The organism is Variovorax sp. CF079 (genome assembly GCF_900101545.1).
In the GTDB taxonomy this organism is placed as follows: domain Bacteria; phylum Pseudomonadota; class Gammaproteobacteria; order Burkholderiales; family Burkholderiaceae_C; genus Variovorax.
On the sequence record NZ_FMZU01000003.1, the window covers coordinates 14487 to 38176 of the forward strand.

Genomic DNA, 23690 nt, shown 5'->3' on the forward strand with positions numbered 1-23690 from the left:
ATTCCGCGCGGCAGCGCTATTGCGCCACCAGATTGAGGGTCTTCGCGATGCTGACGAACTTGTCGCTCTCTGTACGCAAGAAGGCCGCTGCCTGCTGCGGCGTCATGGAGTCCAGCTTGCGCAAGCCCTGTGCCGTCGCAAGCGCGACGAATTCCGGACTCTCGTTCCACTCGTGGAAGGCCTTGCTCAGGCGTGCGACGACGGCATCGGGTGCGCGCGCGGGCGCGAACAAGCCCGTCCAGATGCCGAATTCGAAGTTCTTGAACCGTGCGTGCTCGCTCAGCGTCGCGAGGTCCGGCAGGAGCGGATGTCGCTTCGTGCTCGCGATGGCGATGGCCTTGATCCGCCCCGTCTGAATCATTCCCAGGATCGGTCCCGCGAGAGGAACAAATGCGAGGTCGACTTCGCCGCCGCCCACGGCCGTGGCGATGGGTGCGATGCCTTTGTACGGAATCTCCAGCAACTTGACACCGACGCGCCCCTGCAATTCGGCGGCCGCAAGATGAGCGAGCGTGCCCTGGCCCCAGTGCGCAATGGACAACTCCTTCGCGCCCGGCTTTTGCATCTGCTCGAGGAGCGCGCCGAGGTTGTTGAAAGGGCGGTCGGGATGGCTGACGAGGACCATGTCCGCGCTCCCGAATGAACCGATGAGCTTGAAGCTGTCGGACGCGTACTTCGCCGAAGCGAGAGTGAGCGGCGCCACCACCAGATCCGGACCGGCAGTGGCGAGCAGCGTATATCCGTCGGGTGCGGCGTTCAACACGTTCATCGCTGCGATGGAGCCGTTCGCCCCAGGCATGTTTTCGACCACGAGGGTCTGCCCGAGGGCGCGCTGCAGAACGGGTGTGGATGGCCGTACCGAAGCGTCGACGCCGAACCCAGCCGGGTAAGCGACCTTAACCAGGATGGCTTTGTTCGGATAGGGCTGCGCGGTCGCGGCAGCGCAGCCGCAAAGCGCGACCGCGACAAGAGCGGCATCAAAGAATCTGCGAGTCAGAGTTTTCATGTTTGTCTCCGTGCGCCGGTCAGAAAGCCGGCTAAGTGTTGTGAATAAAAGATTCATGCGTACACATCGGTGATGGCGTGGACAGCTTCGAACCCATCAAGACGTCTCCAATCGCACTGGGGCGCAGCAATGACTTCCGGTGGCGCATCAACCGGCCGACTGTTGCGCGGGCAAAGGGATAACTGCTGCGGGCACGGAGCGGGGCACTTGCGGCGTTTGTAGAACGATCGTTTAGTAAACGAAGACTATGTCACCGCCAGCCACCTGTCAACAAGAAGCTCTTCCATGAGATCCGGGGAAACCCTGGGCGTATGCGCGGGTTTGGACGCCGCCGGCGATGTCTTTCACGCACGCGCAAGCCTTACCAGGCGGAGATCCATGCAGTGGCACTTCGAAGCAAGGTTGGCGCTGCGCTGCAATCGCTAAGGGCGACGTTCCGAGAGACTGAGGGCCTCAGCAACCCATCTTCACGGAGACACAACATGCCCGTCATTGTTTGCGAATGCAAGGTCGGAATCCAACCCGGCGTCAAGGCCAAGATCGCCACCGAAATCACGAGCGCGATCAGGGAAATCATCCTTTCGCCGCTCGACTTGATCAGCGTCGTATTCCATGAAGCCACGCCCGAGAACACCTACCGTTCGGGAGAGCCCACTTCCGAAACCTTGATCTTCTGCCACATACGTGACGGGCGCAGCGATGGTGCCGTGCTGTCGCTGGCCAAAAAGGTGAGCGCGATCTGGAGCGCATGCACCGGCGCATCCGAGGACGAGGTCGAGGTTCTCGTCGCACTGTATCCCGCCAAATACGTCGTGCGCGGCGGCGAACGCCTGCCCGAAGCCCCTCGCGTCTGAGGGTGGTGCGGCCTGTAGCGCCGCACCTGAACGTCGCGCCAAAAATCAAAGGAGACAAGTCAATGAAATCAACCCGCCCGATAGATGTTCACAAACTGGCCGACGAGGCGAAGTTCAACAGCTTTCACCGGTCCGTGCTGATCTGGTGTTCCGTCATCCTGGTCCTCGATGGCTACGACCTGGCGGTCGCCGGCACCGCGCTTCCGTCGATCATGAAGGCAATGAATGTCGACGCAGCGACCGCGGGCTTCATGGCCAGTTCTGCGCTGTTCGGCATGATGTTCGGTGCGATCGGGCTCGGCGCGCTCGCCGACAGGATCGGCCGCCGCTGGGCGATTGCGATCTGCGTGTTCCTGTTCAGCGCGTTCACTGCGGCCGCCGGGTTCACCAGTGACCCGATCACCTTCAGCATGATGCGCTTCTTCGCCGGGCTCGGCATCGGCGGCGCGATCCCTACTGCGGCCGCGCAGATGACCGAATATTCACCGAAGAAGGTGCGCGGCTTGATGGTCACACTGATGTGCTGCGGCTACGCGGTCGGCAGCATCCTCGCCGCGCTGCTCGGCAAGCAGTTCATCGAGACCTACGGCTGGCAATCGGTGTTCATCGCCGCAGGAGCCCCAGTGGTGCTGATCCCGTTCATCCTGAAGTACATGCCTGAGTCGCTGCCGTTCCTGATCAAGCAGCACGACGACGCGCATCTGCGCGAAGTGGTCCGGAAGATCCGGCCGGACATGCGGTTCGAGCCGCACGAGGAGTTCCTCGTTCCTGCCGAGGACAAGGCCGAAGGTCCGAGCGTAGCCAGGCTATTCCTGGACGGCCGCGGCTTCAGTTCGGTGATGTTCTGGGTCGCCTTTATGACCTGCCTGTTCATGCTCTATGCGCTCAGTTCGTGGCTGGTCAAGCTGATGGGCATGGCCGGCTATAGCCTGGGTTCGGCACTGAACTTCCTGCTCGCCTACAACACCGGTGCAGTCGTCGGCGCCGTCGGTGGCGGATGGCTCGCCGACAAGTTGAACATCAAGTGGGTGACGACCGCATTCTTCGCGGTTGCCGCGGTCTCGCTGACTTTTCTCGGCTACGGCGCGCAGCCACTGTTCCCGATCGTTGCCATCGTGGGCGCATCGACGCTGGGCACCCAGATTCTGCTGTACGCGTATGCGGGGCAGTTCTACCCGACGTCGATCCGTTCGACGGGCCTTGGTTTCGCCTCAGGCGTCGGACGCATCGGCGCGATCGCAGCGCCCATCGTGATCGGCCTGTTGGTCTCCATGAAGCTGCCGCTGGCGCACAACTTTCTTGCCATTGCACTGGCCGCCGTGATCGGAGGTGTCGCGGTTGCACTGATCAGGCATAGATCGTCGGACACGCTCCGACCTACGACCAACCAAGGAAAAGTCCATGTCACGCAAACTTGAAGGCAAAATCGCAATCGTTACCGGTGGATCCACGGGAATCGGGCTCGCTACCGCCCAGCGGTTCGCTAGCGAAGGAGCCCACGTCACTATCACCGGTCGCCGACAAGCCGAACTCGACGCTGCGGTCTCCACGATTGGTAACGCTATCGGCATCCGGGTCGACTCATCGAACATGGCCGAACTCGACACGCTGTTCGATCGGGTGAAGGGGGATAAGGGTCGGATCGACGTATTGTTCGTCAATGCCGGCGGCGGCTCGCGGCTGCCGCTCGGGACCATTACAGAGGAGCAGTATGACGACACATTTGGCCGCAACGTCAAAGGCGTACTGTTTACTGTACAGAAGGCGCTGCCGTTGCTGGCGGACGGCGCATCAGTCATCCTGACTGGCTCCACCGCCGCCAGCGGCGGTACCGAGGCATTCAGTGTCTACGCCGCCTCAAAGGCCGCCGTACGCTCATTCGCCCGCAATTGGATTCTCGATCTAAAAGGCCGCGGCATCCGGGTCAACACGCTCAGCCCTGGACCTACCAAAACACCAGGCTTCTTTGACCTGGCCGGGCCCGACGCCGCACGGCAACAGGGAATGCTCGATGCTATGGCCTCGCGGATCCCAATGGGCCGCGTCGGCGAACCGGACGAAATTGCCAAGGCGGCTGTCTTTCTTGCCTCCGACGATTCGAGCTTTGTCAATGGCATTGAGCTGTTCGTGGACGGCGGCAAAGCCCAGATCTGAGTGCGCAGCAAGCGAGAGAAGCAGATCATGAGCAAAGTCATCATCACATGCGCTGTCACGGGTGCGATTCATACGCCCTCGATGTCACCCTATCTCCCGGTCACACCGGAAGAGATCATCGAAGCCTCCGTGGGCGCCGCCGAGGCGGGCGCTGCGATCATTCACCTTCACGCACGCGATCCGATCACGGGCAAGCCGGACCAGAGCCCCGAGGCATTTGGGCGATTCCTGCCGCAGATCAAGGCTCGCACCGATGCAGTGTTGAACATCACCAGTGGCGGCTCGCCCTACATGACGATCGAGGAGCGCATTCAGCCGTCGATGCGCTTTGCGCCCGAGGTGGCCTCGCTCAACATGGGCTCCATGAACTTCGCGCTGTTCCCGATGTTGGCGCGGTTCAAGGAATTCAAACATGCCTGGGAGCGCGAAGCGCTCGAAGCCAGTCGAGACCTGATTTTCCGCAACACCTTCCAAGATATCGAATACGCCTTGGCGCGATGTGCCGCTAACGACACGCGCTTTGAATTCGAGTGCTACGACGTCAGCCATCTCTACAACCTGGCGCACTTTGTCGAGCGTGGTCTGGTCAAGCCGCCATTCTTTGTTCAGACCGTGTTCGGCATCCTCGGAGGTATCGGAACGCACCCTGAAGACGTGTTGCACATGAAGCGGACTGCCGACCGGCTGTTCGGCAATGACTATCGCTGGTCAGTGCTGGGGGCAGGCAAGGACCAGCTTCGCCTTGCAGCAATGTCTGCGAGTATGGGCGGCAATGTGCGCGTCGGATTGGAAGACAGCCTGTGGCTTGGACGCGGCAGGCTGGCCGAGAGCAACGCAGCGCAGGTGCGGCAGGCACGACAGATTGTCGAGGGGCTTGGACTCGAAATCGCCAACCCGAACGAAGCCCGGGAGATCCTGCAGTTGAAGGGCATGTGGAAGGTCAACTTCTGAGAGCACTCCTTCCTTCACGATTCGGCGACGCGATTAGCGCATCGCAGCCCTGCGAAAATCGGACGGTGTCAGTCCGGTCGCCTTCTTGAACGCGGTGCTGAAGTGCTGAGCATGGCTGAAGCCGCAATCCAGCGCCACTTCAGTTGCGGTGCGACGGGGATCCAGGAGAAACTCCTTGGCCCGCTCGAGACGCAGACCGTAAACAAAGCGCAGGGGTGTCTGCCCGGAACTCTCGCGAAAAGCCCGGATGAAATGCCGGGGACTGACACCGGCAACTTGCGCCAAGTCCTCGATCGCGAAGGGCCTGGACAAGTCGGCCTCGATGTAGTCGACAACGCGCCGGAAGCTGCCGGGGGCAAGGCCACCGCTCGGACGGTCGGTGGCTGCCTGACTGCCGTCAATCCGCGCAAGAAGGGCGAGCGCCTGCATTGCCCAGCCCTCCGCGAACAACCCGTAAAGGCTATCTGCATTGCGCGCCTCACGGCAAAGCACCGAAAGGCTGCGTTGCAAATCTTCGCTACCGAACCCAATCAGGGGCCGATCGAAATGGCAGCCGGCGTCGGACGCGACGGTCGGGTCCAGGAAGGCTACCGTGTAGTCGAACGACGGGGCAACCTCGAACTCGCCCATGACGGAGGTCGAGGCCGGGAGCAGCGTCAGGTTAGTTCCGTGTCTTATTTCCGAGTCGATGCGGCGGCCGTCAAGTTCCAGATGCAACTCTTTGAGGCCGCTGCGAAACCAGAACAGCGCAAGCCGCGGTTGACGGAAACGCCAGGAGATGGGCCCAGTGGCTCGGCGCGTGAGGACCTCAACATGTGTGGTGCGCGAGTCAGCGATGGTGCCGGAGACGAGTTCACCCCCAACTTCGCGGTATTCAGCTTGTGGGTCCAGGTTATGCATTGCTTACCTCCGGCTTCGACCTTGTGCCCGACCTCATTGTGCGCCCGGAGTCTCGTGGGCACAAATTCAGGGAGAGTTCACGCGCGGAACACGTTCAGGTTGTCGGTTAACCATTCCGTCAACGAACGCGGGGCCTTTCCGGTAAGTTCCTCGACGGTTGACGTCGTTTCGGCTATCACAGACTCGCGGAACATTTGGTCCAGTCCAACCAGGACGTCGGCTACCAGCGGAGAAAGTCCGGCGCCGAGCAGAGCCTCTCGCTGCTCGGCAGGTGAACGGTCGACGTAAGTCACAGGATGCCCAAGCAGGCGGGCCAACTCCTCCGCCACCTGGCTCATGGTCCACGCACGTGGACCCGACAGGTGGTACGCACGTTGTGACGTCGGCTCGACGTTCTCGAGCAATGCAATGCGGGCTACTTCAGCAACGTCGCGAATATCGATGAAGTTCACCCGCCCGTTACCAGCAGCGCCAGCCCAGGAACCCGCCGCGATTTGCGGTCCCAGACGCTTCAGCACATGGGTGAAGGTCGTAGGGCGCAAGACCGTGGATGCGATCGGCTGCTGCGCCAAATGCGCTTCGATCTGCATGTGCCAGGCAAGGGGGAGAAGTCGCGTCGCCGGGCCAAGGGCGGACAGTTTCACGATGTGCCGAACGCCTGACGCAACTGCCGCGTTGATCAAGGCGATTTCGTTGGGAACCTGTTCAAGCGAGGTGCCATGCGCGATGAAGAGCCGATCAATGCCGCGCAGAGCCTCCTCAAGCGTATCCGCCCTTTTGAAGTCGATCTTGAATGCGGCCAGACCTTCGGGCAGTCGCGCGGTGCTGGATTCACGCGTCAGCGCGACGAGATCGATCGGGTCAGCGGCGAGTAAGGCGGTCAGCGCGGCGCCGACGCGTCCTGTTGCGCCCGCGATGGCGATTCGCGGTCTTTTGATATTGGGCTTCGAGTGGTTGAGCATGCCGGTACGCCTGGGTGTATCATGGAACGATCGGTCCAACTATCTTGGACCGATCGTTCATACTTGTCAACGGACATCTGAATGAGTGGAAAGCCGCAATACGACGAAGCTGCTGTCATTGATGCTGCCCTGGATGCCTTTTGGCGTCACGGATACGCAGCCACGTCAATCAGCGTTTTGACGGAAGCGACCGGGCTATCGCGTTCAAGCCTGTACCAGCGCTTTCAGGACAAGGACGGCCTGTTCCAGATCGCACTCGCAACCTATACGGATCGGGTGCTCCGCAGGATGAAGTCATCGGAGGGTGGCAGTGCGCGTGCGCGGCTTGAGGCGCTGCTGCGGGGGCTGCTGTCGAAGGGGGGGCGTCGCCCGGCGGGTTGCCTGCTGGCAAGAAGTTGTGCCGAGCTGGTCGACCTACCCGCAGCAGGGCAAAAGGCTGCGCTCTCGGGAATGAATCAGCAGCGCGATTTCGTCGAAGATCTGCTTCGAGAAGCGATTGCAGTTGGCGAACTGTCGGCTGGTGCTGACGTCGCTGCGCTGGCTTGGTACTTTCTCGGGGTGATGCAAGCGATCTTGAATTTGCCGCAGGCGGGTGCTAGCAGAGGCGAATTGGACCGGATGATCGCCGTGGCAATGCTGGCGTGGCCGGCGGCCGGGATTGCAAAAACGGAATCTTGAGCCGGGTCAATGCGCGGACAGCGGGCGCGCCCGCTTGCGGCATCAAAGCTGTGGCAAACGCGCTTCGCGCCACCGCGCGCCCATGATTTCGTCGTCGTAAGCCACCACACTCTTTCGCTGTTCGCCTAGTAACGAGCTGCCCAGCGCGACGTGGTCACCCGCCTTCAGGAACAGCGGCGGCTTGTGGCCCAGGCCCACGCCCGGCGGCGTGCCGGTGGCGATGACGTCGCCAGCTTGCAAGGCCATGAAGCGGCTCAGATAGGACACGACGTGCGCGACGCCGAAGATCTGCGTGCGCGTGTTGCCGTTCTGGCGCCGCACGCCATTGACCTCCAGCCACAGGTCCACGTCCTGCGGGTCAGGTACTTCGTCGGCGGTCACCAGCCACGGGCCCAGAGGTGCATAGCCGTAGTAGCTCTTGCCCTTGGTCCACTGGCCTTCGTATTCGAGCATCGCAGCACCTTACACGGGTGAAGGTGTTGCGCTTCAGACTTGAGGCCGCCCTCCATCGCGGCGACTACTATTGTGACGCGGGAGACTGTACTGTAGTGGGCAACCATCCGTCAAAGTTAGGAGGTGATGCTCCACCCTCGCTTCTTGAGCTCAAAAATACCATTGTGCATTTCCGTCAAAGGGTCCTTCTCTCGAATAATTTCGAGGACGGCATTCTCGGTCTTGCAAGTAGCTTCGACCGCCTTGCCGAGCGCTTCGAAATCGATGACCCCCGTGCCAATCGGATCATGGCCCCACTCTTCACGGCCCGTGTCGGAGATGTGCACGAGTACGATTTCCGAGCTGCCTGCCAACAGAGCCTCGACGGGATCTTCGTTGATGTATGCCGCGTTGGCAACGTCGTAGACAATCTTTAGCTTGTCACTACGGAACTGCTTGACGACGCCCATCATCTCATCCAAGGTTGGCAGGAAGCAGTACGGCGTATTTTCCAGCAGCAATCGAACGCCAGCCTGCTCCGCTCTAGGCAGTAGGACTTCCAAACTCTCGTTCAGCCAGTCATGCGCCTTCGAAAGCGGCGGCGAGATCATTGGACGTCGGGTTCCCGGCGAAATCACCACTTCGGTCGAACCCCATTCGAAGGCGAGATCCATCACATCCTTGATGTGATCGATGCTCTTGCGCCTCATACTTTCCGCGGGACTCGCCAAATTGATGTCATATCCACCTGCGTTGAGTGACCTCACGCTGGCAGCACAGTCCTGCAATCGTTGCTTTGCTTCGGACCGCACGGAGGGCGACATGTCAGCCGGCCAACAATGCGGCGAGCTGATGGGCACCTCAAATTCGCTGTACCCAGCTCGACTCAGTTCAGCTATCGCATCGATCGCAGAGTGCGACCACAGGTACGAGAACGTTGAAAGCATCATTTGGCAATCTCCGGCAATGACATACGGTCTTGAAAGCGATGTGCGACCTGACTCAGGGTCGAATAGCCCTGAGGCTGTCAGCGCATAGACAAAGAATTCCCGTCTACGCCTAAGCTTTGGAACTCGGCCGACCAGGAATATGGCTCAGGATGGACTTGGTGAAGCCACCGTCCACGCAGAGGTCTTGGCCAGTAACAAAGCTAGACAGCGGGCTGATCATGAACTCGATCGCATTGGCGATGTCTCTCGGCTCGCCGATCCTTGCCAATGGAATAAGAGCTTCCCGCGCCCGTTTGATAGCTGGGTCAGCGTACATTTTGGCGGACATTGGAGTGTGGGTCATGCCGGGAGAAACGACATTGACCCGGATGCCGTCAGCCGCCCACTCCAGGGCGAGTGTCTGCGCAAGCATGGTAAGCGCCGCTTTTGTCGGGCTGTACGCCCCCGACCCTTCGTGTGGCAGTTGCCCAGACATTGAAGACGTGAAGCAGGCTGTGCCACGACTCTCCTTCAGATGCCGATAGCAACTTTTGGCGAGCAACCAGGGGCCGCGAAGGTTGACGTCGAACATCCTGGTCCATTCCGCGAGCGAAACGTCACAGAGTTTCGCCGGGCTCGCTATGCCAGCGTTGGAAACGAGCGCGTCGAGGCCGCCGAACTCCGCAACGGCCGCATCCACCAGTTTCCCGGGCACGTTGGCGTCGGCCAAATCTCCGTACAAAGCGATGGCCTCTCCGCCCATTTCTCTCACCGCGCGGGCGATCTGCTCCTGCGGTTCAGTGGCCTCCTGGCCGCAGATTGCGATCCTCGGGCGCTCGCCCCTTGCGAGTGCGGCCTCTGTGATCCGCATGCAAACCGCTGCTCCGATCCCGCGGCTTCCGCCGCTCACCAAAACTCTCATCTGCTTCTCCTTGAAAACGAGCTAGCCGGTCGAAAACTTCCGCAGGGCTTCAATGCGCTGATGCGTCACGCGGGCGTTGCTCGAAGCGCAGGCCGGTGGGGCGGGCTCGCCCACTTGCGGCATCAAAGCTGCGGCAAGCGCGCTTCGCGCCATCGCGCGCCCATGGTTTCATCGTCGTAAGCCAACACGCTCTGGCGCTGCTCGCCCAGCAGCCGACTGCCCAGCGCGACGCGGTCACCCGCCTTCAGGAACAGCGGCGGCTTGTGACCCAGTCCCACGCCTGGCGGCGTACCGGTGGCGATCACGTCGCCGGCCTGCAAGGCCATGAAGCGGCTCAGATAGGACACGACGTGCGCGACGCCGAAGATCTGCGTGCGCGTGTTGCCGTTCTGGCGCCGCACGCCATTGACCTCCAGCCACAGGTCCACGTCCTGCGGGTCAGGTACTTCGTCGGCGGTCACCAGCCACGGGCCCAGAGGTGCATAGCCGTAGTAGCTCTTGCCCTTGGTCCACTGTCCTTCGTATTCGAGCTGCCAGGCGCGCTCCGACACATCGTTGCACAGGCAGTAGCCCGCGACGTGGCGCAAGGCATCCTCTTCGCGCACTTGCCAGGCCGGCGTGCCTATCACCACCGCCAACTCCACCTCCCAGTCGAGCTTGGCCGACCCGGGCGCGAGGATCAGCGCATCGTTGGGGCCGGCCGCGGCGCTGGTGTGCTTGTTGAACACGACAGGCTGCGAAGGGATGGGCGTGTTGGTTTCGGCCGCGTGGTCGGAGTAGTTGAGGCCGATGCAAACCAGGTTGGGGATGCTGCCCACGCACGCGCCCAGCCGCACGCCGGCGGGCGCAGCCGGCAGTGTGGTGGGGTCGATCTCGCGCAGGCGCGCCAAGTCCGCCGGCGCCAGCGTACGGGCATCGATGTCCGGCACCACGCCCGAGAGATCCCGCACCACTCCTTGAGAGTCGATCACCCCGGGCTTCTCGTTGCCGCGAGCGCCAAATCGGACGAGTTTCATGTCTTGTGTTCCTTTCGAATTCAGTGCGCCGGCTCGAGCCGCTCGCCCGAGTCCGCGCGGAAAAGATGCAAATAGGTGCTGTCCACGCCCAGGCGCACCTGGTCGCCCGGTCGCACGCTGACACGTTCGCGCAGCACGCAGTTCAGCCTGGTGCCGCCCGCATCGGCGACGAGGTGCGTTTCGGAGCCGGTGGTCTCCACCACTTTCACGCGGGCCTCCAGGCCCGCGTCGTCCAGCCGCAGGTGCTCGGGCCGGACGCCCAGCGTGAGGGCCTGGCCGCTGGTGGTCGGCACGCCCGGCACGGTCCAGCGGTTGCCCGCGTTGTCCACGACACCCTGGCCGTTGGCCTTCACGGGCAGCAGATTCATCGCCGGCGAGCCGATGAAGCTGGCGACGAAGACGTTGCGCGGCCGGTCGTACAGGTCCAGCGGCGTGCCCACCTGTTCCACCACGCCGTCGTGCATGGCGACAATCTTGTCCGCCATGGTCATGGCCTCGATCTGGTCGTGCGTGACGTAGACGGTGGTGGCCTTTAGGCGCTGGTGCAGTTCGCGGATCTCCGTGCGCATCTGCACGCGAAGCTTGGCGTCCAGGTTGGACAGCGGTTCGTCGAACAGGAAGACCTGCGGGTCGCGCACGATGGCGCGGCCCATGGCGACGCGTTGACGCTGGCCGCCGGAGAGCTGCTTGGGCAGGCGCGCCAGCAGCGGCTCCAGCCCCAGGATCTTGGCCGCTTTCGCGACGCGCTGCTCGATCTCCTGCTGCGGCGCCTGACGCAGCTTCAGCGAGAACGCGAGATTGTCCGCCACGGTCAGGTGCGGGTACAGTGCGTAGTTCTGGAACACCATGGCGATGTCGCGCTCCTTGGGCGGCAGGCCGTTCACGCGACGCCCGCCGATGCGGATCTCGCCGGAATCGATGCCCTCCAGCCCCGCGATCATGCGCAGCAGCGTGGACTTGCCGCAGCCCGAAGGGCCGACCAGCACCACGAATTCGCCGTCACGGATGTCGATGCTCACGCCGCGGATCACCCGCGTGCTGCCGAAGGACTTGGCTGCGTCCTGGATCTCAACGGTTGCCATTTTGGGTCTCCACGTTCGAAAGGAATGTTGTGGTCGCGCGAAGTCGGCAACCAGGGACGTTGTGCTCGCTCATCCCGCTTGCCAGGCGGTCTTCAGCCGCGTGTATTCATGCAGGTAGCGGCCCACGGCGGCATCGCGCAGTTCGGCGGATTCGCGGAGTTGCGCCAGGGCCGGGCCAAAGGCGTCGGTGTCGCATGCCTCCAGCACCAGCACCCAGCGAGCCGGGGCCTGCAGGTCCTTGCGATCCTTGCTTTCGGCGGTGGACTGGCCCGACATGCCGGCGTCGGAGCCCAGCAGGTGCGCACCGCTGATGCGCGGCTGCCGCGCAGCGGCTTCCAGCGCCGAGGTGAGGCGCGGCACCACGTCGTCCACCGCGTCGTCCGCGATGTCGAAGCGCACGGTCAGCATCGCGCCACCTGAGCCCACGCCGTGGCTGGCCACCACGCGCGTCAGCGAGCGCGTGGTCGTCTGGAAATGTGCGGTGGCCGCTCGCGTCCAATCCGTGGGGTCATTCAAACGCGCGAGGTAGTCGCTGCCCTGGAGAACCTGGAAGCTCGAGGTTTCGTACAGGGTGAAGAACTCCGGCTGCGTCGCCGCATCGGCAGCGCGATAGCGGCGCCCGCGCAAAAAGCCGGGAATGCCTACGCGCTCGGGCATGTGCTCGTGCAGATGCCAGGCGTAAAACTCCGCGCGCCCGGCCTCAGAAATATCGTTCCAGATGGCCACCGCCCCTTCACCTGCCAGCATAGTCATGTTCCTTTGAATGTTGTGGGGACGTCTCGCGCAGATTGAGCGCGACTTGGCCGACCCCTTCGAAAACACAGCGCAGCCGCTCGCCGGGCCGCGCACGATGGACGCCGGTATGCGATCCGGCCAGCACGAAAGTCCCCGCCGCCAGTTGCTGGCCGCGCCGCGCCAGGTGGTTGGCGAGCAAGGCGACCGCCAGGAGTGGGTCTCCAAAGGGATTGCCGCCCTGTTTGTCCACCACGGGCGCGTCGTCGGCCCACAACGTCACTCGCAGATCGGCGAGATTCAGCGTTCGCCAGTCGCCGCACGGCGCACCGAGCACCACCGCGCCATGGCCCATGCCGTCCGCCACGATGTGTTCGCGCGGCGAGGCGAACTTGGCCGGTAGCCGGCTGCACAGCAGCTCGAAGGCGGGCATGACGGCGCCCACGGCCGCCATCACGTCGTCGCGCGTGCATTCGCCAAAGGGCAAGGGGTGGTCGATGCGCAGGGCCAGTTCGCATTCGACACCATCGCGCAGCAGCGCGGTGTCGGCGAGGACCGTGCCGGAAGCCATGCATCCGATGTCGAACAGGGGCGCCGAGATCACCTCGGCGGCCGGCGGCGCCGCGAGCTTCCAGCCCACGACCGTGGCGCCGAGTTCGGCGCGTACGCTCTCCTGCAGGCGATAGGCGTCCTCGAAGTCATGCAGGTTCTCGAGAGCTTGCGCCGTCATGACCCCATGGGTGCGGCGCGCCGCAGCGAAGTCGCGCGCCACGTTGCGCTGGACAATTTCATTCATGCGTCGAAGTTCCTCGGATCGACGGGAACCCCGCCTTGCGCGGCGGACCTGTAAGCCGCCTCGACGACGCCCAGCGCACGCTGGGCGTCGGCCAATCCCGCGATGGGCGCGGCACCCGACGCCGATTCGTCCAGCACCCGCCGCACGAACTCGGGGTAGTAAAGGTCGGTCTCGAAGCGGGCGGGAATGCGCTGCGAGGCAATGCTGCCGTCTTCTTGCCAACGCCGCACGAGGATGCCATCCTCGCGCGAGACGCAGTAGCTGCGCTCCAACCGGCAGGCGAACTCGAAGTCGCGCTGCAGGGCCGCATCGCTGGGGAAGAGGTAGCCGCATTCGATGGTGCCCAGGCGCCCGCCGGCCGTCAGCAGCCGCACGCTGATCACATCCTCTATGGGCAGGCCGTTCATGCGCGAGCTGGCGCCCGCGCTGACGGATACGATGGGCTCGTTGGCCAGCAGCGCAAACAGGTCGATGAAGTGCACGCCCAGGTTGATGAGCGGGCCGCCGCCGGCGAGCGCGGGGTCCAGCATCCAGGGGACGCCGGCGCGCAAATAGCGCTGCGGCGGGCCGGCGATGAAGCGGAAGCTGCCGTGCTCCAGTGCGCCGCCGGCCTGGCGAAGTATGGCCAGCGTGTCGCTCAGGCGGAAGATGAGGGGCACCGCCACGTACAGGCCGGCAGCCTCCGCCCGCTGGCGCAGCGCGAGCACGTCGGCAGCGCGCAGCCCGCAAGGCTTTTCAATGGCGAAGGGTATGCGCCGCTCGATGAGCGCGGCGGCCAAAGCCGGCATGTCCACGTGCCGTCCGAACACGAAAGCGAAATCCGGCCGTTCGCGGTCCAGCATCTCTGGCGTGGAGGCATAGGCGGTGCAGCCAAATTGGCGCGCCACTTCCTCGCCCGTCAGCCGGGCGCTGTCGGACACGCCTACGACCCGCACGTCCTCGCGCTTCCGCAGCGCGCCGTAGTAGAGAGGCGCGTGCCAGTGTGTGCTCTCGACCACCACAACTTTGGTCATGCGCTTCGCGCCGTCCGCCACCATGGTCCCGCGGTTGGTGATGTCTTCAGCCATTGGACACCTTCAGCGGCGTCTGCCCCATCATGGCCTCCATCACCTTGCGGCTGGGCCACAGGTCGGCGATCTCGGCCGCGGTGGCCTGCACGTCGGGCGCGATGGCGGGGATGCGCTCCGGCGTGAGTCGCGCCGCGGGACCGGCCACGCTGACCGTGCCGATAGCGCGCCGGGTTTGCGGGTCCACGATGGCGCAACTCAACGCGCAGGTGCCGGGCTCGCCTTCCTCGATGGAGGTGCCCCAGCCGCGCTTGCGCGTCAGCGCGAGTTCGGCAAGCAGGCTGGCCTCGTCGCGCACGATGGGCCGGCCGAACCGGGACGGCACCACGAAGCCGCGCGCCTTGACCAGGGCCACGGCCTGCGCATCGTCCAGAGTCGCGAGCCAGGCTTTGCCCGTCGCCGTAGCATGCAGCACGACCGCCTGACCCATGTCGGGGTCGTACCGCAGACCGGAGAGGGCGCCTTGGGCCTTGGCGACCCAGATCAGCGCATCGTCTTCCACCAGTGCCAGGCGAACCAGTTCGCTGGTGCGTGCGGCCAGCCGATCCAGGGAGGGCTGGCAGATATCCGTGATGCCGGAAGCCGCAAGGAAGCGAAAGCCGAGCGCGGCCAGCTTCACCGTCATGCGGTACCGCTGGCTGTACTCGTCCTGCATCGCCATCCCCCGTCTCACCAGGATGGACAGCAACCGGTGCACGGCGCTCTTGGGCAGGCCCAGCCGGCGTGAGACATCGCTGATGGGCAGGCCTTGAGGGTGATCGGCCAGCAGTGTGAGGATGTCCAGCACGCGCTCGATCATGTCGCCAGTGGCCACGAAAATCTCCGATGTATTTAGAACAGTGTTCCACTTTATCATCGGATATCAGGCAAAAATTCAGGGATTACCCTGGTGACTCGCGGCGATGACGGCGTCTAAAGTGGAACACTGTTCTACATGAAGCCGTTGTTTCGATGAATACCATTTCCATCACACAGACCGCGAGTGCGGTGCCCGGCGACCCGCGGCCGCCGGGCTTCTGGGCTCGCTTCGTCTGGTTCGCGCCGGCCGTCGCCGTCCTGCTGGCCGTCACCCTCTACCCCACGGCCGTGGTGCTGTGGCTGAGCGTCCACCGCACGCGCCTCTATGAGGTGGTGCATGGCGTGGGCCTGGCGAACTACGTCTCGGTGATCACTTCTCCCGCCTTCCTCGAGCTCAGCCTGAACTCGCTGCTCTACGTGTTCGGCGCACTGGCCGTGGTGCTGCCCATGGGCCTGGCCAGCGCGCTTGCGCTGCAGAACATCGCGCGTGGCGCGGCGCTGGCGCGCACCCTGCTGTTGCTGCCCTGGACGCTGTCCATGGGCGTGGTCGGGTGCTTCTGGCTGTGGCTGCTGAACCCCTCCTATGGGCCCATCAGCTATCTGCTGCGGTCCCTGGGCATAGAGCCCGGGCTGATGCTGGGCGAACCTTCGCTGGCGCTCATTCTCGTGATCCTGGTCACGGCGTGGTGGTCCTTCCCCTACGTGATGGTGATGATGAGCGCCTCGCTGCAAAGCGTCCCGGCGGAGCTGTACGAGGCGATCGACATGGACGGCGGCGGGCTGCGCGATCGCCTGCGTCACGCGGTGTGGCCGCACATCGCGCCCACGCTGGGCAGCACCGCGCTGGCGCTGGGCATCCTCTATCTCACGCTCATTACGATGATTCTGGTGCTCACGGGCGGCGGGCCGCTGGGCTCGACCGCCACGTGGAGCTTCGAGGTGTTCTCCAGCGCTTTCCGCTCGGTGGACCTGTCGCCGTCGTCGGTTATCTCCGTCGTCGTGCTGGTGGTCAACCTCTTCCTTGGCTATATCTACACGCGGCTCACCGGCCGCGTTTCGGGTTGAACGTCATGCACATCCGCCGTTCCGAAAAAGTGCTGTCCTGGGCCGTACTGACCGCCCTGGCCCTGGTCGTGCTCATCCCGCTGTTGTGGGCGGTACTAACCTCGTTCAAGAGCGAGGCCAGCGTCATGGCGTACCCGCCCAGCTTCCTGCCCACCGAGCCCAGCATCGCGGCGTACAAGGCGGTGTTCCGGCATCAGACCTTCGCATCCGACCTGTTCAACTCGGTGCTGTACGCGCTCGGCGCCGTGATGCTCGCGGTGGTGCTGGCCGCGCCTGCCGGCTACGCGGCTTCGCGCTTCGAGTTCCGCGGCAAGCGCACCGTGATGCTGCTGATCCTGTCCACGTCCATGATCCCCGGTGTCGCGCTGCTGGTGCCGACTTACTTCCTGCTGGATGCGCTGGGCCTGCTGAACAACGCCGCGGTCATCATCGTGGTACAGGCCGCGCGCCTGGTTCCGCAGACCGTGTGGTTCATGCAGAACTTCGTGGACGCCGTGCCACGCGAGCTGGACGAGGCCACCCAGGTGGACGGCGCCAACCACTGGCAGACCTTCACCCGCGTCATCCTGCCGCTGGTGCGACCCGGCATCGCGGCCAGCGCCGTCATCGGCGTGATCACCACCTGGAACGACTACATCACCGTGGCCGCGTTCGCGCCCGAAGTGGGGCACCGCACGCTGCAGGTGGCCCTGGTCAACCAGGTGTTTGACAGCATCGGCATCACTTGGTCCTACGTCATGGCCTTTGCCGTGGTGTCTTCCCTTCCCATCGTCGCCATCTTCCTGCTCGCGCAGCGATGGTTCATCAGCGGTCTGACCGCAGGCGCCGTCAAGGGCTAACCGCAGGCCACCATTTACTCAAGTCAGGAGACAAGCATGAACGAGAGAAATCCAACGCCCCGCACGACGCGGCGCACCTTCGTGGCCGGCGTGGCAGCCGTGCTGGGCGCACCCGCAGGCCGGGCCTTCGCGCAGACCACTGAGACCGTCACTTACAACAGCTTCCTCGACCCGGCCAACACCACCGATCCGCGCGCGGCGGCGCAGACGCAGATGATCGCGGCCTTCGAGGCCAGCCAACCGCGCGTGAAGGTGCGCGTGGTCGTGGACCCCGCCGGCCAAAACGGCGTCCGCGCGGCACGCGCCAAGTCGGACAGCCCCGACGTGATCCGCGTGAACAACTTCCAGATGCCCGAGTTCGTGGCCACCGGCTCCGTGCTGGCCATCGACGAGTTGATCGCGCGCGACAAGGTGGACACCACGGACTGGCTGATCGGCCTGGACCAGACTCGCGTCAACGGCAAGCTCTGGGGGCTGCAGCAAGACTATCGGATCCCGATCTTCGTCTACCGCAAGAGCAAGTTCGACGAGGCGAAAATCGCCACACCGCCGCGGACTTACCAGGAAGTGGCCGCACTCGGACCCGTCTTGACCAAGCAGAACCAGATGGCCTACGCCATCCCTATCGGCCTGAGCGGCGGCATCGGCGGCGCGCAGGCCTTCATGGAATTCATCGTGAGCTCCATCGTCGCGGGCAACAGCGACCCCTTCTTCGTGCCCACCGGCCGCGAGATCGGTTTCAGCGAGAAGCGGCTGCTGCTGGCGGCCAGCATCGTCAAGGAATTGTTCCAAAAGAAGGCCGCGACACCCGTCAGCCTGCAGTTCGCCTACAACGAGCTGCAGGACGCGCTGCGCGCGGGCACCGTTGCCTCCGCCACGTTCGCGCTGTACCGCTACCGCGGCCTGAAGGCGGCCGTGGCCAACGACCTGGCCTGGGCACCTGCGCCTTCGGTGGAGCCTGGCGACAAGCACGCGGTGTACGGCTTCCAGCTGTGCATCAACCGCCATTCGCCGCGCCAGGGCGGCGCATGGGAGCTGGTCAAGTTCATGACCAGCCCGGCGGCGCAGGCGCTCGCCGCGCGCGGCGGCGAAGTGGTAGCGCGCGCCAGCGCGTACAAGGACGCGTACTTCAAGACGCCGGAAGCTGAGGACCAGCTGGGCTGGAAGTCGCTGGTGGAAAAGCGCGGCCGCATGGTGAACTACTCCATCATCCAGACAACCTTCAATCAGATCTGCGGCGAAGCCTTCCAGCGCATGATCCTGAAGGACCTGGCGCCGGCGGCCGTGGCGCAGGAGGTGCGCACCCGCTACACCGATGCGCTGGCCAAGGCCTGATGCCACAGCTGGACCACGCGCACGCTGCCCGCACGTCAACATCGCGCCGCAATGCATCCTGCTCCGCAAATCACAGGAACAACGCGACTCTATGGGTTGGTGGGCGATCCACTGACCAAAGCCAAGTCGCCCGAATTGTTGAACCGGATCTTTATGGACGGGCGCGCAGATGCGGCTTGCGTCCCGTTTGTGGTGAAGCCGGATGACCTGTCCGCATTCGTCACCGGTGCACGCGCGATGGGCAATCTCTCGGGCATGCTGGTCACGATGCCTCACAAGCAAAAGATGCTGGCATTTGTCGACGAACTGCATCCGACCGCTCGTGAGGTTGGCGCACTCAACGTCATCCGTTGCGATGACGATGGACGCTGGGTCGGTGCCATGTTCGACGGGCTCGGCTGTGTGCTGGGAATGCAATGGGAAGGCCATCACCCGGCGAACAAATCCGTTCTTCTCGTCGGAGCGGGAGGCGCAGGCAGAGCCATCGCGTTCGCGGTCGCTTCCGCGGGTGCCCGGACACTGACGATATTCGACGTCGACGAGCGTCGCGCCGACGAACTCGCCAAGTCCGTCGCCGCTGCGACCGGTTGCGCGACACGCTTTGGCGCACCCGATCCACGCGGATGCGAGATCGTCATCAATGCCACGGCGCTGGGCATGAAGCCCACCGACGCCATGCCCGTCGATCCTGATCGGCTCGAGCCTGGCAGCATCGTCGTGGACATCATCAATGCGCCGGACCCGACGCCGCTTTGCCGCGCCGCCAGTGAGCGTGGTTGTCGCACTCAGGATGGCCGCCCGATGCACGAAGGACAGGCGGTGCATGCTCTGCGCTTCTTGGGCTTCGACTATCTCCCCGAGGGGAGGTCCGCACCAGACATGGGGAAAAACGGATGAAGATCGCGTTGCTCGAGGCCAGCCATTGGCATGTCCCCCTGTATCTCGACCCGCTCGAGGCGAGCGGGATCGAGGTGGTGGCCGTTTCCGATGCGGAGCAAGCAAAGGGGCAGGCCATTGCAGCGCGGTTCGGAAGTACGCTGTATTCATCGAGCAATGATCTGCTCGATCGCGAAGAAGTCGATTTTGCGTTTGTGTTCGGTCGGCACTCTGAAATGCCGGCGCTCGCCGAAGCCGTGATCGCACGAAGGATTCCATTCGCGCTGGAAAAACCCTGCGGGGTCAGCATGTCGCAAGTCACCGAACTGCGGAAACTGACCGAGGAAGCCAACGTCTATTGCGCCGTGCCGTTCATCTTTCGCATGAGCGACCTGCTCAGCGCCCTCGAAGGTGCAGAGGGCCGCATCCCCTCGGACTTCAACTACATGTCCTTCCGTTTCATTGTGGGTCCACCGGACCGCTATGAAGCTGCAGGCGCAGGCTGGGCGCTCGATCCGATGTTCTCCGGTGGGGGATCGACGATCAACGTCGCCACGCATTTCATCGACCTCTTCAGGTTGCTGACCGGCAAGGAAATCGCTCGAGTCTCGGCCACCATGAACTCGCGAACGCACCGACGTGCCGTCGAGGACTATTCCCTGCTGACGATGCAAACCGAAGATGGCGTGACCGGGCTCGTGGAGACCGGATACAGCTTTCCCAGCACGCCAGACGAGCAGCGAGAGTTCTCGTTCACCTTCTCATCGGATCGCATGTACGCGAAATCGGGCCCTGACCGTATCGAGATTCGGGACCGGAACAGTCTGGCGGCCGGCACCCGAAGTCTTCGTCTGCGGCTGGAAACCGACGTCTACTACCCCTTGTTCGTCAAGCGGGTGCTTGCTGAATGCCGCACAGATGCAAAGCCGATCGCGTCATTGCGCGATGCCGAGGCAATGATGCAGGTCATGGACGCGGCCTACGCGTCCGCCCGGCAAGGGGGCGCGCCACAGACACTTGTACCGATCGGCTGAAAGCAATCCATGAGCAAATCCGCGCGATACCCAGGTCCGTTGTCGCTTGCCGAAGCGAAATCAAAGCTTGTTCTCACCCCCCTCGAAGACAGCCGTTTTCACCGCGATGGTCCTCGCGCCAATGTCGAGTATCGGGATCTCGGCATGGCGGATGCGTCGGACGGTCGCATCAGCGCCAGGCACATCCGCGCCATCCAGCCTTTCGGCGAAGAGACCGGTTGGCATTGGCACGACATGACCGGGCATTTCGTGTATGTGTTGAGAGGCTGGGTCCAATTCCGGTTCGACGGGATCAGCGAGCCGGTGACCGTCGTGGCCGGCTCCTGTCTCAGTCAGCCCGCTGGAGTGGCGCACAACGTCATCGGACAGTCCGACGACCTTGAGCTCATCGAGATCAACATGCCTGCTGACTATGTAACGATCGAATGCCGCCCATGAATGCCTGCACCGAGATTCTTGACCTGGCAGCCACGCTGCCCGAGGACAGCGACAACGCACTGCTGGTGGGCCGACTCTGGCAACCCGGCGTCGGCCCGGTCGTGGTGGCCTATCACGCGGGCGCACTGCACGACCTGTCGCGCCTGGCGGCAACCACCAGCGAACTGTTCGAACTGGACGACCCGGCCGCGGCGGTCCATGCCGCGGTGGCAGGCGCCCCCCGCGTCGCGGAGTTCGCTGCCGTCCTTGCCAACAGCGACGAAGCCTTGCGCAAGTCCGACCAGGCCTGGCTGCTGGCGCCCAACGACTTGCAGGTGGTCAAGGCCAGCGGCGTGACCTTTATCGAAAGCCTGCTCGAACGCGTCATCGAAGAACAGGCGCGCGGCGATGCGAGCAAGGCCGAAGGCATCCGTCAGGCGCTCACCGGCATCCTGGGCGCCAACCTGGCCGGCATCGTGCCGGGCTCGGCCGAAGCCGAGCGCGTCAAGCGGGTGCTAATCGCCCAAGGGGCCTGGTCGCAGTACCTCGAAGTCGGCATCGGCCCCGATGCCGAACTCTTCACCAAGGCGCCGGTGCTGTCCTCGCTGGGGACCGGCAGCACCGTGGGCCTGCACCCTGGATCGTCCTGGAACAACCCCGAGCCCGAGGTCGTGCTGGCGGTCAACAGCCGAGGCCTGGTCGTGGGCGCATCTCTGGGCAACGACATCAACCTGCGCGACTTCGAAGGGCGCAGCGCCTTGCTGCTCGGCAAAGCCAAGGACAACAACGGCTCGTGCGCGATCGGGCCGTTCGTGCGGCTGTTCGACGCCGGGTTCGGCATTGCCGACGTTCGGCGCGTCGAGCTGGCGATGCGCGTCGAAGGTCTCGAAGGCTTCACCATGCACGGCTCCAGCTCGCTCGCGAAGATCAGCCGCGACCCGCTGGACATCGTGTCGCAGGCCATCGGTGCGCACCATCAGTATCCAGACGGCTTCATGCTGTTCCTGGGCACGATGTTCGCACCGACCCAGGACCGCCATGGCCCGGGACTGGGCTTCACGCACGAAGTGGGAGATGTGGTGAGCATCGCAACCCCGAAGCTCGGCATGCTCGTCAATCGCGTGGACCGGAGTGACCGCATCGCGCCGTGGCAGTTCGGTATCGGTGCGCTGATGCGCAACCTTGCGACGCGCGGCCTGCTTGCTGAAAAAGAGTCACGACCATGCTGAGCCCGATCGAAGAAGCCGCTACGACATCGCTCGCGCCAACCGGCGCACGCGTGATTCGCCTTCATCCTGAAGACGATGTAGTGATCTCGTTGGACCAGCTCGTGTCGGGCGCTTTCATCGCGAGCGAGAACGTCACCGCGCTGGGGCTGATCCCACCCGGCCACAAGATGGCGACCCGCGCGATCGAGGCCGGCAGCCCGGTCCGGCGCTACGGCCAGATCATCGGCTTCGCCAGCCAGTCGATCCGCGCCGGCCAGCACGTTCACTCCCACAACCTGGCGATCGGCCAGTTCACGCGCGACTACGCCTTCGGCACCGACGCGCGCGTGACGCCGGCCGTGACGCGGCCGGCCACCTTCAGCGGGATCGTGCGCGCCGACGGCCGCATCGCGACGCGCAACTACATCGGCATACTGACCTCGGTGAATTGCTCGGCGACGGTTGCGCGCGCGATTGCCGATCACTTCCGTCGCGACATCCATCCCGAAGCCCTGGCCGCGTTTCCGAACGTCGATGGCGTTGTGGCGCTGACGCACGGTTCGGGCTGTGCGGTCGATCCCCAGGGCGAAGGCCTGGCGATCCTGCAGCGCACGCTGGGAGGTTACGCGTGCCATCCCAACTTCGCCAGCGTGTTGATGGTGGGCCTGGGCTGCGAAACGAATCAGATCCCCAGGCTGCTCGCCACCCAGGGCCTGAGCGAGAGCGCGGGCCTGCAGGCGTACACGATCCAGGACAGCGGCGGCACAACCAAGGCGATTGCCAGCGGCATCGAGCGGATCCGCCAAATGCTGCCGCGTGCGAACCAGGTCGAGCGCAAGCGGGTGCCGGCGGCCCATCTGGTCGTGGGCCTCCAGTGCGGCGGCTCGGACGGCTATTCGGGTATCTCGGCGAACCCGGTGCTTGGCGCGGCGGTGGACTTGCTGGTGGCGCACGGCGGCACCGCGATCCTCTCGGAAACTCCCGAGATCTACGGCGCCGAACACCTGTTGACGCGGCGGGCCGCCACACCGGAGGTGGGCCGCAAGCTGGTCCAGCGCATTCGCTGGTGGGAGGACTTCTGTGCCCGCAACGGCGCCTCGATGGACAACAACCCGTCGGCCGGCAACAAGGCCGGCGGCCTGACGACGGTGTTGGAGAAGTCCTTGGGCGGCATTGCCAAAGGAGGATCGACCAACCTGACCGAAGTCTATGAATACGCGCGGCCGGTCAAGACGCCCGGCCTTGTATTCATGGATACACCGGGCTACGACCCGGTTTCTGCGACGGGACAAGTGGCCGGTGGCGCGAACCTGATCTGCTTCACCACCGGACGCGGGTCGGCCTACGGCTGCGCGCCTTCGCCTTCGGTGAAGCTCGCGACCAACACTGCGCTGTGGCAACGTCAGTCCGACGACATGGATCTGAACTGCGGCGCGGTTCTCGACGGCAGCAAGACCATCGACGAACTCGGCGCCGAACTGTTCCAGCTGCTGCTCGATACCGCTTCGGGCCAGCGCTCGCGCAGCGAACTGCATGGCTATGGCCAGAATGAATTCGTGCCCTGGCAGATCAGTGTCGTGACCTGAAACCGAGCTCGTCAGCTGCTGGATCAAACTCTCGCTGAGGAGCGACGCTGT

The 23690-nt window shown here is 64.0% G+C and carries 24 protein-coding genes and 1 pseudogene; 13 read left to right on the forward strand and 12 right to left on the reverse strand.

Translation table 11 applies throughout. The features are described 5' to 3' along the window. Positions 1-16 precede the first annotated feature (16 nt). Positions 17-1006, reverse strand: coding sequence for a tripartite tricarboxylate transporter substrate binding protein (locus BLS74_RS04510; protein ID WP_093103313.1), 990 nt, complete (start codon positions 1004-1006; stop codon positions 17-19). Positions 1007-1488: 482 nt separating this feature from the next. Between BLS74_RS04510 and BLS74_RS04515 the strand changes: the two genes are divergently transcribed. The 4 genes from BLS74_RS04515 (at position 1489) to BLS74_RS04530 (ending at position 4965) form a co-directional block, all read left to right on the forward strand. After that, on the forward strand, positions 1489-1860 hold the full coding sequence (locus tag BLS74_RS04515; RefSeq protein ID WP_093103315.1) for a tautomerase family protein: 372 nt from the start codon (positions 1489-1491) through the stop codon (positions 1858-1860). 62 nt (positions 1861-1922) lie between these two features. Next, the gene (locus tag BLS74_RS04520; RefSeq protein ID WP_093103317.1) at positions 1923-3278 is read left to right on the forward strand and encodes an MFS transporter; all 1356 of its coding nucleotides are present in this window, start codon (positions 1923-1925) and stop codon (positions 3276-3278) included. Beyond that, positions 3262-4014 carry an SDR family oxidoreductase gene (locus BLS74_RS04525; protein WP_093103318.1) on the forward strand — a complete coding sequence of 251 codons (753 nt, stop codon included), beginning with the start codon at positions 3262-3264 and terminating at the stop codon, positions 4012-4014. The genes BLS74_RS04520 and BLS74_RS04525 overlap by 17 nt, the downstream gene beginning before the upstream one ends. A gap of 27 nt (positions 4015-4041) precedes the next feature. Continuing rightward, entirely contained in the window at positions 4042-4965 is a 924-nt protein-coding gene (locus BLS74_RS04530) for a 3,5-dioxohexanoate:acetyl-CoA acetone transferase (RefSeq protein WP_093103693.1), read from the forward strand. Between the two features lie 33 nt (positions 4966-4998). On the opposite strand, the gene BLS74_RS04535 is transcribed toward BLS74_RS04530, so the two are convergent. Together BLS74_RS04535 and BLS74_RS04540 are read right to left on the reverse strand one after the other, a co-directional pair. Further along, entirely contained in the window at positions 4999-5865 is an 867-nt protein-coding gene (locus tag BLS74_RS04535) for an AraC family transcriptional regulator (RefSeq protein ID WP_093103320.1), read from the reverse strand. Between the two features lie 77 nt (positions 5866-5942). Beyond that, positions 5943-6827 (reverse strand): NAD(P)H-binding protein, encoded by an 885-nt coding sequence (locus BLS74_RS04540; protein WP_093103322.1) that lies wholly within the window; start codon positions 6825-6827, stop codon positions 5943-5945. Between the two features lie 81 nt (positions 6828-6908). Here BLS74_RS04540 and BLS74_RS04545 point away from each other — a divergent pair, with 81 nt between their 5' ends. Further along, a complete protein-coding gene (locus BLS74_RS04545) occupies positions 6909-7505 on the forward strand; it encodes a TetR/AcrR family transcriptional regulator (RefSeq protein WP_093103323.1) in 597 nt (198 codons plus the stop codon). Positions 7506-7547: 42 nt separating this feature from the next. On the opposite strand, the pseudogene BLS74_RS04550 reads toward BLS74_RS04545, so the two are convergent. From BLS74_RS04550 to BLS74_RS04590, 9 genes and pseudogenes are all read right to left on the reverse strand, one after another. Then, positions 7548-7955: pseudogene (locus BLS74_RS04550) on the reverse strand (fumarylacetoacetate hydrolase family protein); the annotation flags it as partial. Between the two features lie 119 nt (positions 7956-8074). Next, positions 8075-8887: a sugar phosphate isomerase/epimerase family protein gene (locus BLS74_RS04555; RefSeq protein WP_093103326.1), complete on the reverse strand. Its 813-nt coding sequence runs from the start codon at positions 8885-8887 to the stop codon at positions 8075-8077. A gap of 109 nt (positions 8888-8996) precedes the next feature. Further along, positions 8997-9788 (reverse strand): SDR family NAD(P)-dependent oxidoreductase, encoded by a 792-nt coding sequence (locus BLS74_RS04560; protein WP_093103328.1) that lies wholly within the window; start codon positions 9786-9788, stop codon positions 8997-8999. Positions 9789-9910: 122 nt separating this feature from the next. Further along, positions 9911-10804, reverse strand: a complete 894-nt coding sequence (locus tag BLS74_RS04565) for a fumarylacetoacetate hydrolase family protein (protein ID WP_093103329.1) — start codon at positions 10802-10804, stop codon at positions 9911-9913. Between the two features lie 20 nt (positions 10805-10824). Next, positions 10825-11886, reverse strand: coding sequence for an ABC transporter ATP-binding protein (ugpC, locus tag BLS74_RS04570; RefSeq protein WP_093103331.1), 1062 nt, complete (start codon positions 11884-11886; stop codon positions 10825-10827). A 69-nt stretch (positions 11887-11955) separates the two neighbouring features. Continuing rightward, entirely contained in the window at positions 11956-12633 is a 678-nt protein-coding gene (locus BLS74_RS04575) for a hypothetical protein (protein WP_093103332.1), read from the reverse strand. Beyond that, positions 12620-13390 (reverse strand): 2-keto-4-pentenoate hydratase, encoded by a 771-nt coding sequence (locus tag BLS74_RS04580; RefSeq protein ID WP_139191622.1) that lies wholly within the window; start codon positions 13388-13390, stop codon positions 12620-12622. Before BLS74_RS04580 ends, BLS74_RS04575 begins: the two co-directional genes overlap by 14 nt. A 20-nt stretch (positions 13391-13410) precedes the next feature. Then, complete coding sequence (locus BLS74_RS04585; RefSeq protein WP_244503754.1) at positions 13411-14451, reverse strand: Gfo/Idh/MocA family protein; 1041 nt, start codon at positions 14449-14451, stop codon at positions 13411-13413. A gap of 22 nt (positions 14452-14473) precedes the next feature. Next, positions 14474-15295, reverse strand: coding sequence for an IclR family transcriptional regulator (locus BLS74_RS04590; RefSeq protein ID WP_170855493.1), 822 nt, complete (start codon positions 15293-15295; stop codon positions 14474-14476). A gap of 137 nt (positions 15296-15432) precedes the next feature. On the opposite strand from BLS74_RS04590, the gene BLS74_RS04595 reads away from it, so the two are divergent. The 8 genes from BLS74_RS04595 to BLS74_RS04630 are packed head-to-tail and all read left to right on the forward strand — an operon-like array spanning position 15433 to position 23639. After that, entirely contained in the window at positions 15433-16344 is a 912-nt protein-coding gene (locus BLS74_RS04595) for a carbohydrate ABC transporter permease (protein ID WP_093103337.1), read from the forward strand. A 5-nt stretch (positions 16345-16349) separates the two neighbouring features. Continuing rightward, complete coding sequence (locus tag BLS74_RS04600; protein ID WP_093103339.1) at positions 16350-17183, forward strand: carbohydrate ABC transporter permease; 834 nt, start codon at positions 16350-16352, stop codon at positions 17181-17183. Between the two features lie 36 nt (positions 17184-17219). Then, positions 17220-18518, forward strand: coding sequence for an ABC transporter substrate-binding protein (locus BLS74_RS04605; RefSeq protein ID WP_093103340.1), 1299 nt, complete (start codon positions 17220-17222; stop codon positions 18516-18518). Positions 18519-18569: 51 nt separating this feature from the next. Then, positions 18570-19415, forward strand: coding sequence for a shikimate dehydrogenase family protein (locus BLS74_RS04610; RefSeq protein ID WP_093103342.1), 846 nt, complete (start codon positions 18570-18572; stop codon positions 19413-19415). Next, positions 19412-20428: a Gfo/Idh/MocA family protein gene (locus tag BLS74_RS04615; protein WP_093103343.1), complete on the forward strand. Its 1017-nt coding sequence runs from the start codon at positions 19412-19414 to the stop codon at positions 20426-20428. Before BLS74_RS04610 ends, BLS74_RS04615 begins: the two co-directional genes overlap by 4 nt. 9 nt (positions 20429-20437) lie before the next feature. Beyond that, on the forward strand, positions 20438-20866 hold the full coding sequence (locus BLS74_RS04620; protein WP_093103345.1) for a cupin domain-containing protein: 429 nt from the start codon (positions 20438-20440) through the stop codon (positions 20864-20866). Further along, positions 20863-22074, forward strand: a complete 1212-nt coding sequence (locus BLS74_RS04625) for a fumarylacetoacetate hydrolase family protein (protein ID WP_093103346.1) — start codon at positions 20863-20865, stop codon at positions 22072-22074. Before BLS74_RS04620 ends, BLS74_RS04625 begins: the two co-directional genes overlap by 4 nt. After that, positions 22068-23639: a UxaA family hydrolase gene (locus tag BLS74_RS04630; RefSeq protein WP_093103348.1), complete on the forward strand. Its 1572-nt coding sequence runs from the start codon at positions 22068-22070 to the stop codon at positions 23637-23639. The genes BLS74_RS04625 and BLS74_RS04630 overlap by 7 nt, the downstream gene beginning before the upstream one ends. Positions 23640-23690 lie beyond the last annotated feature (51 nt).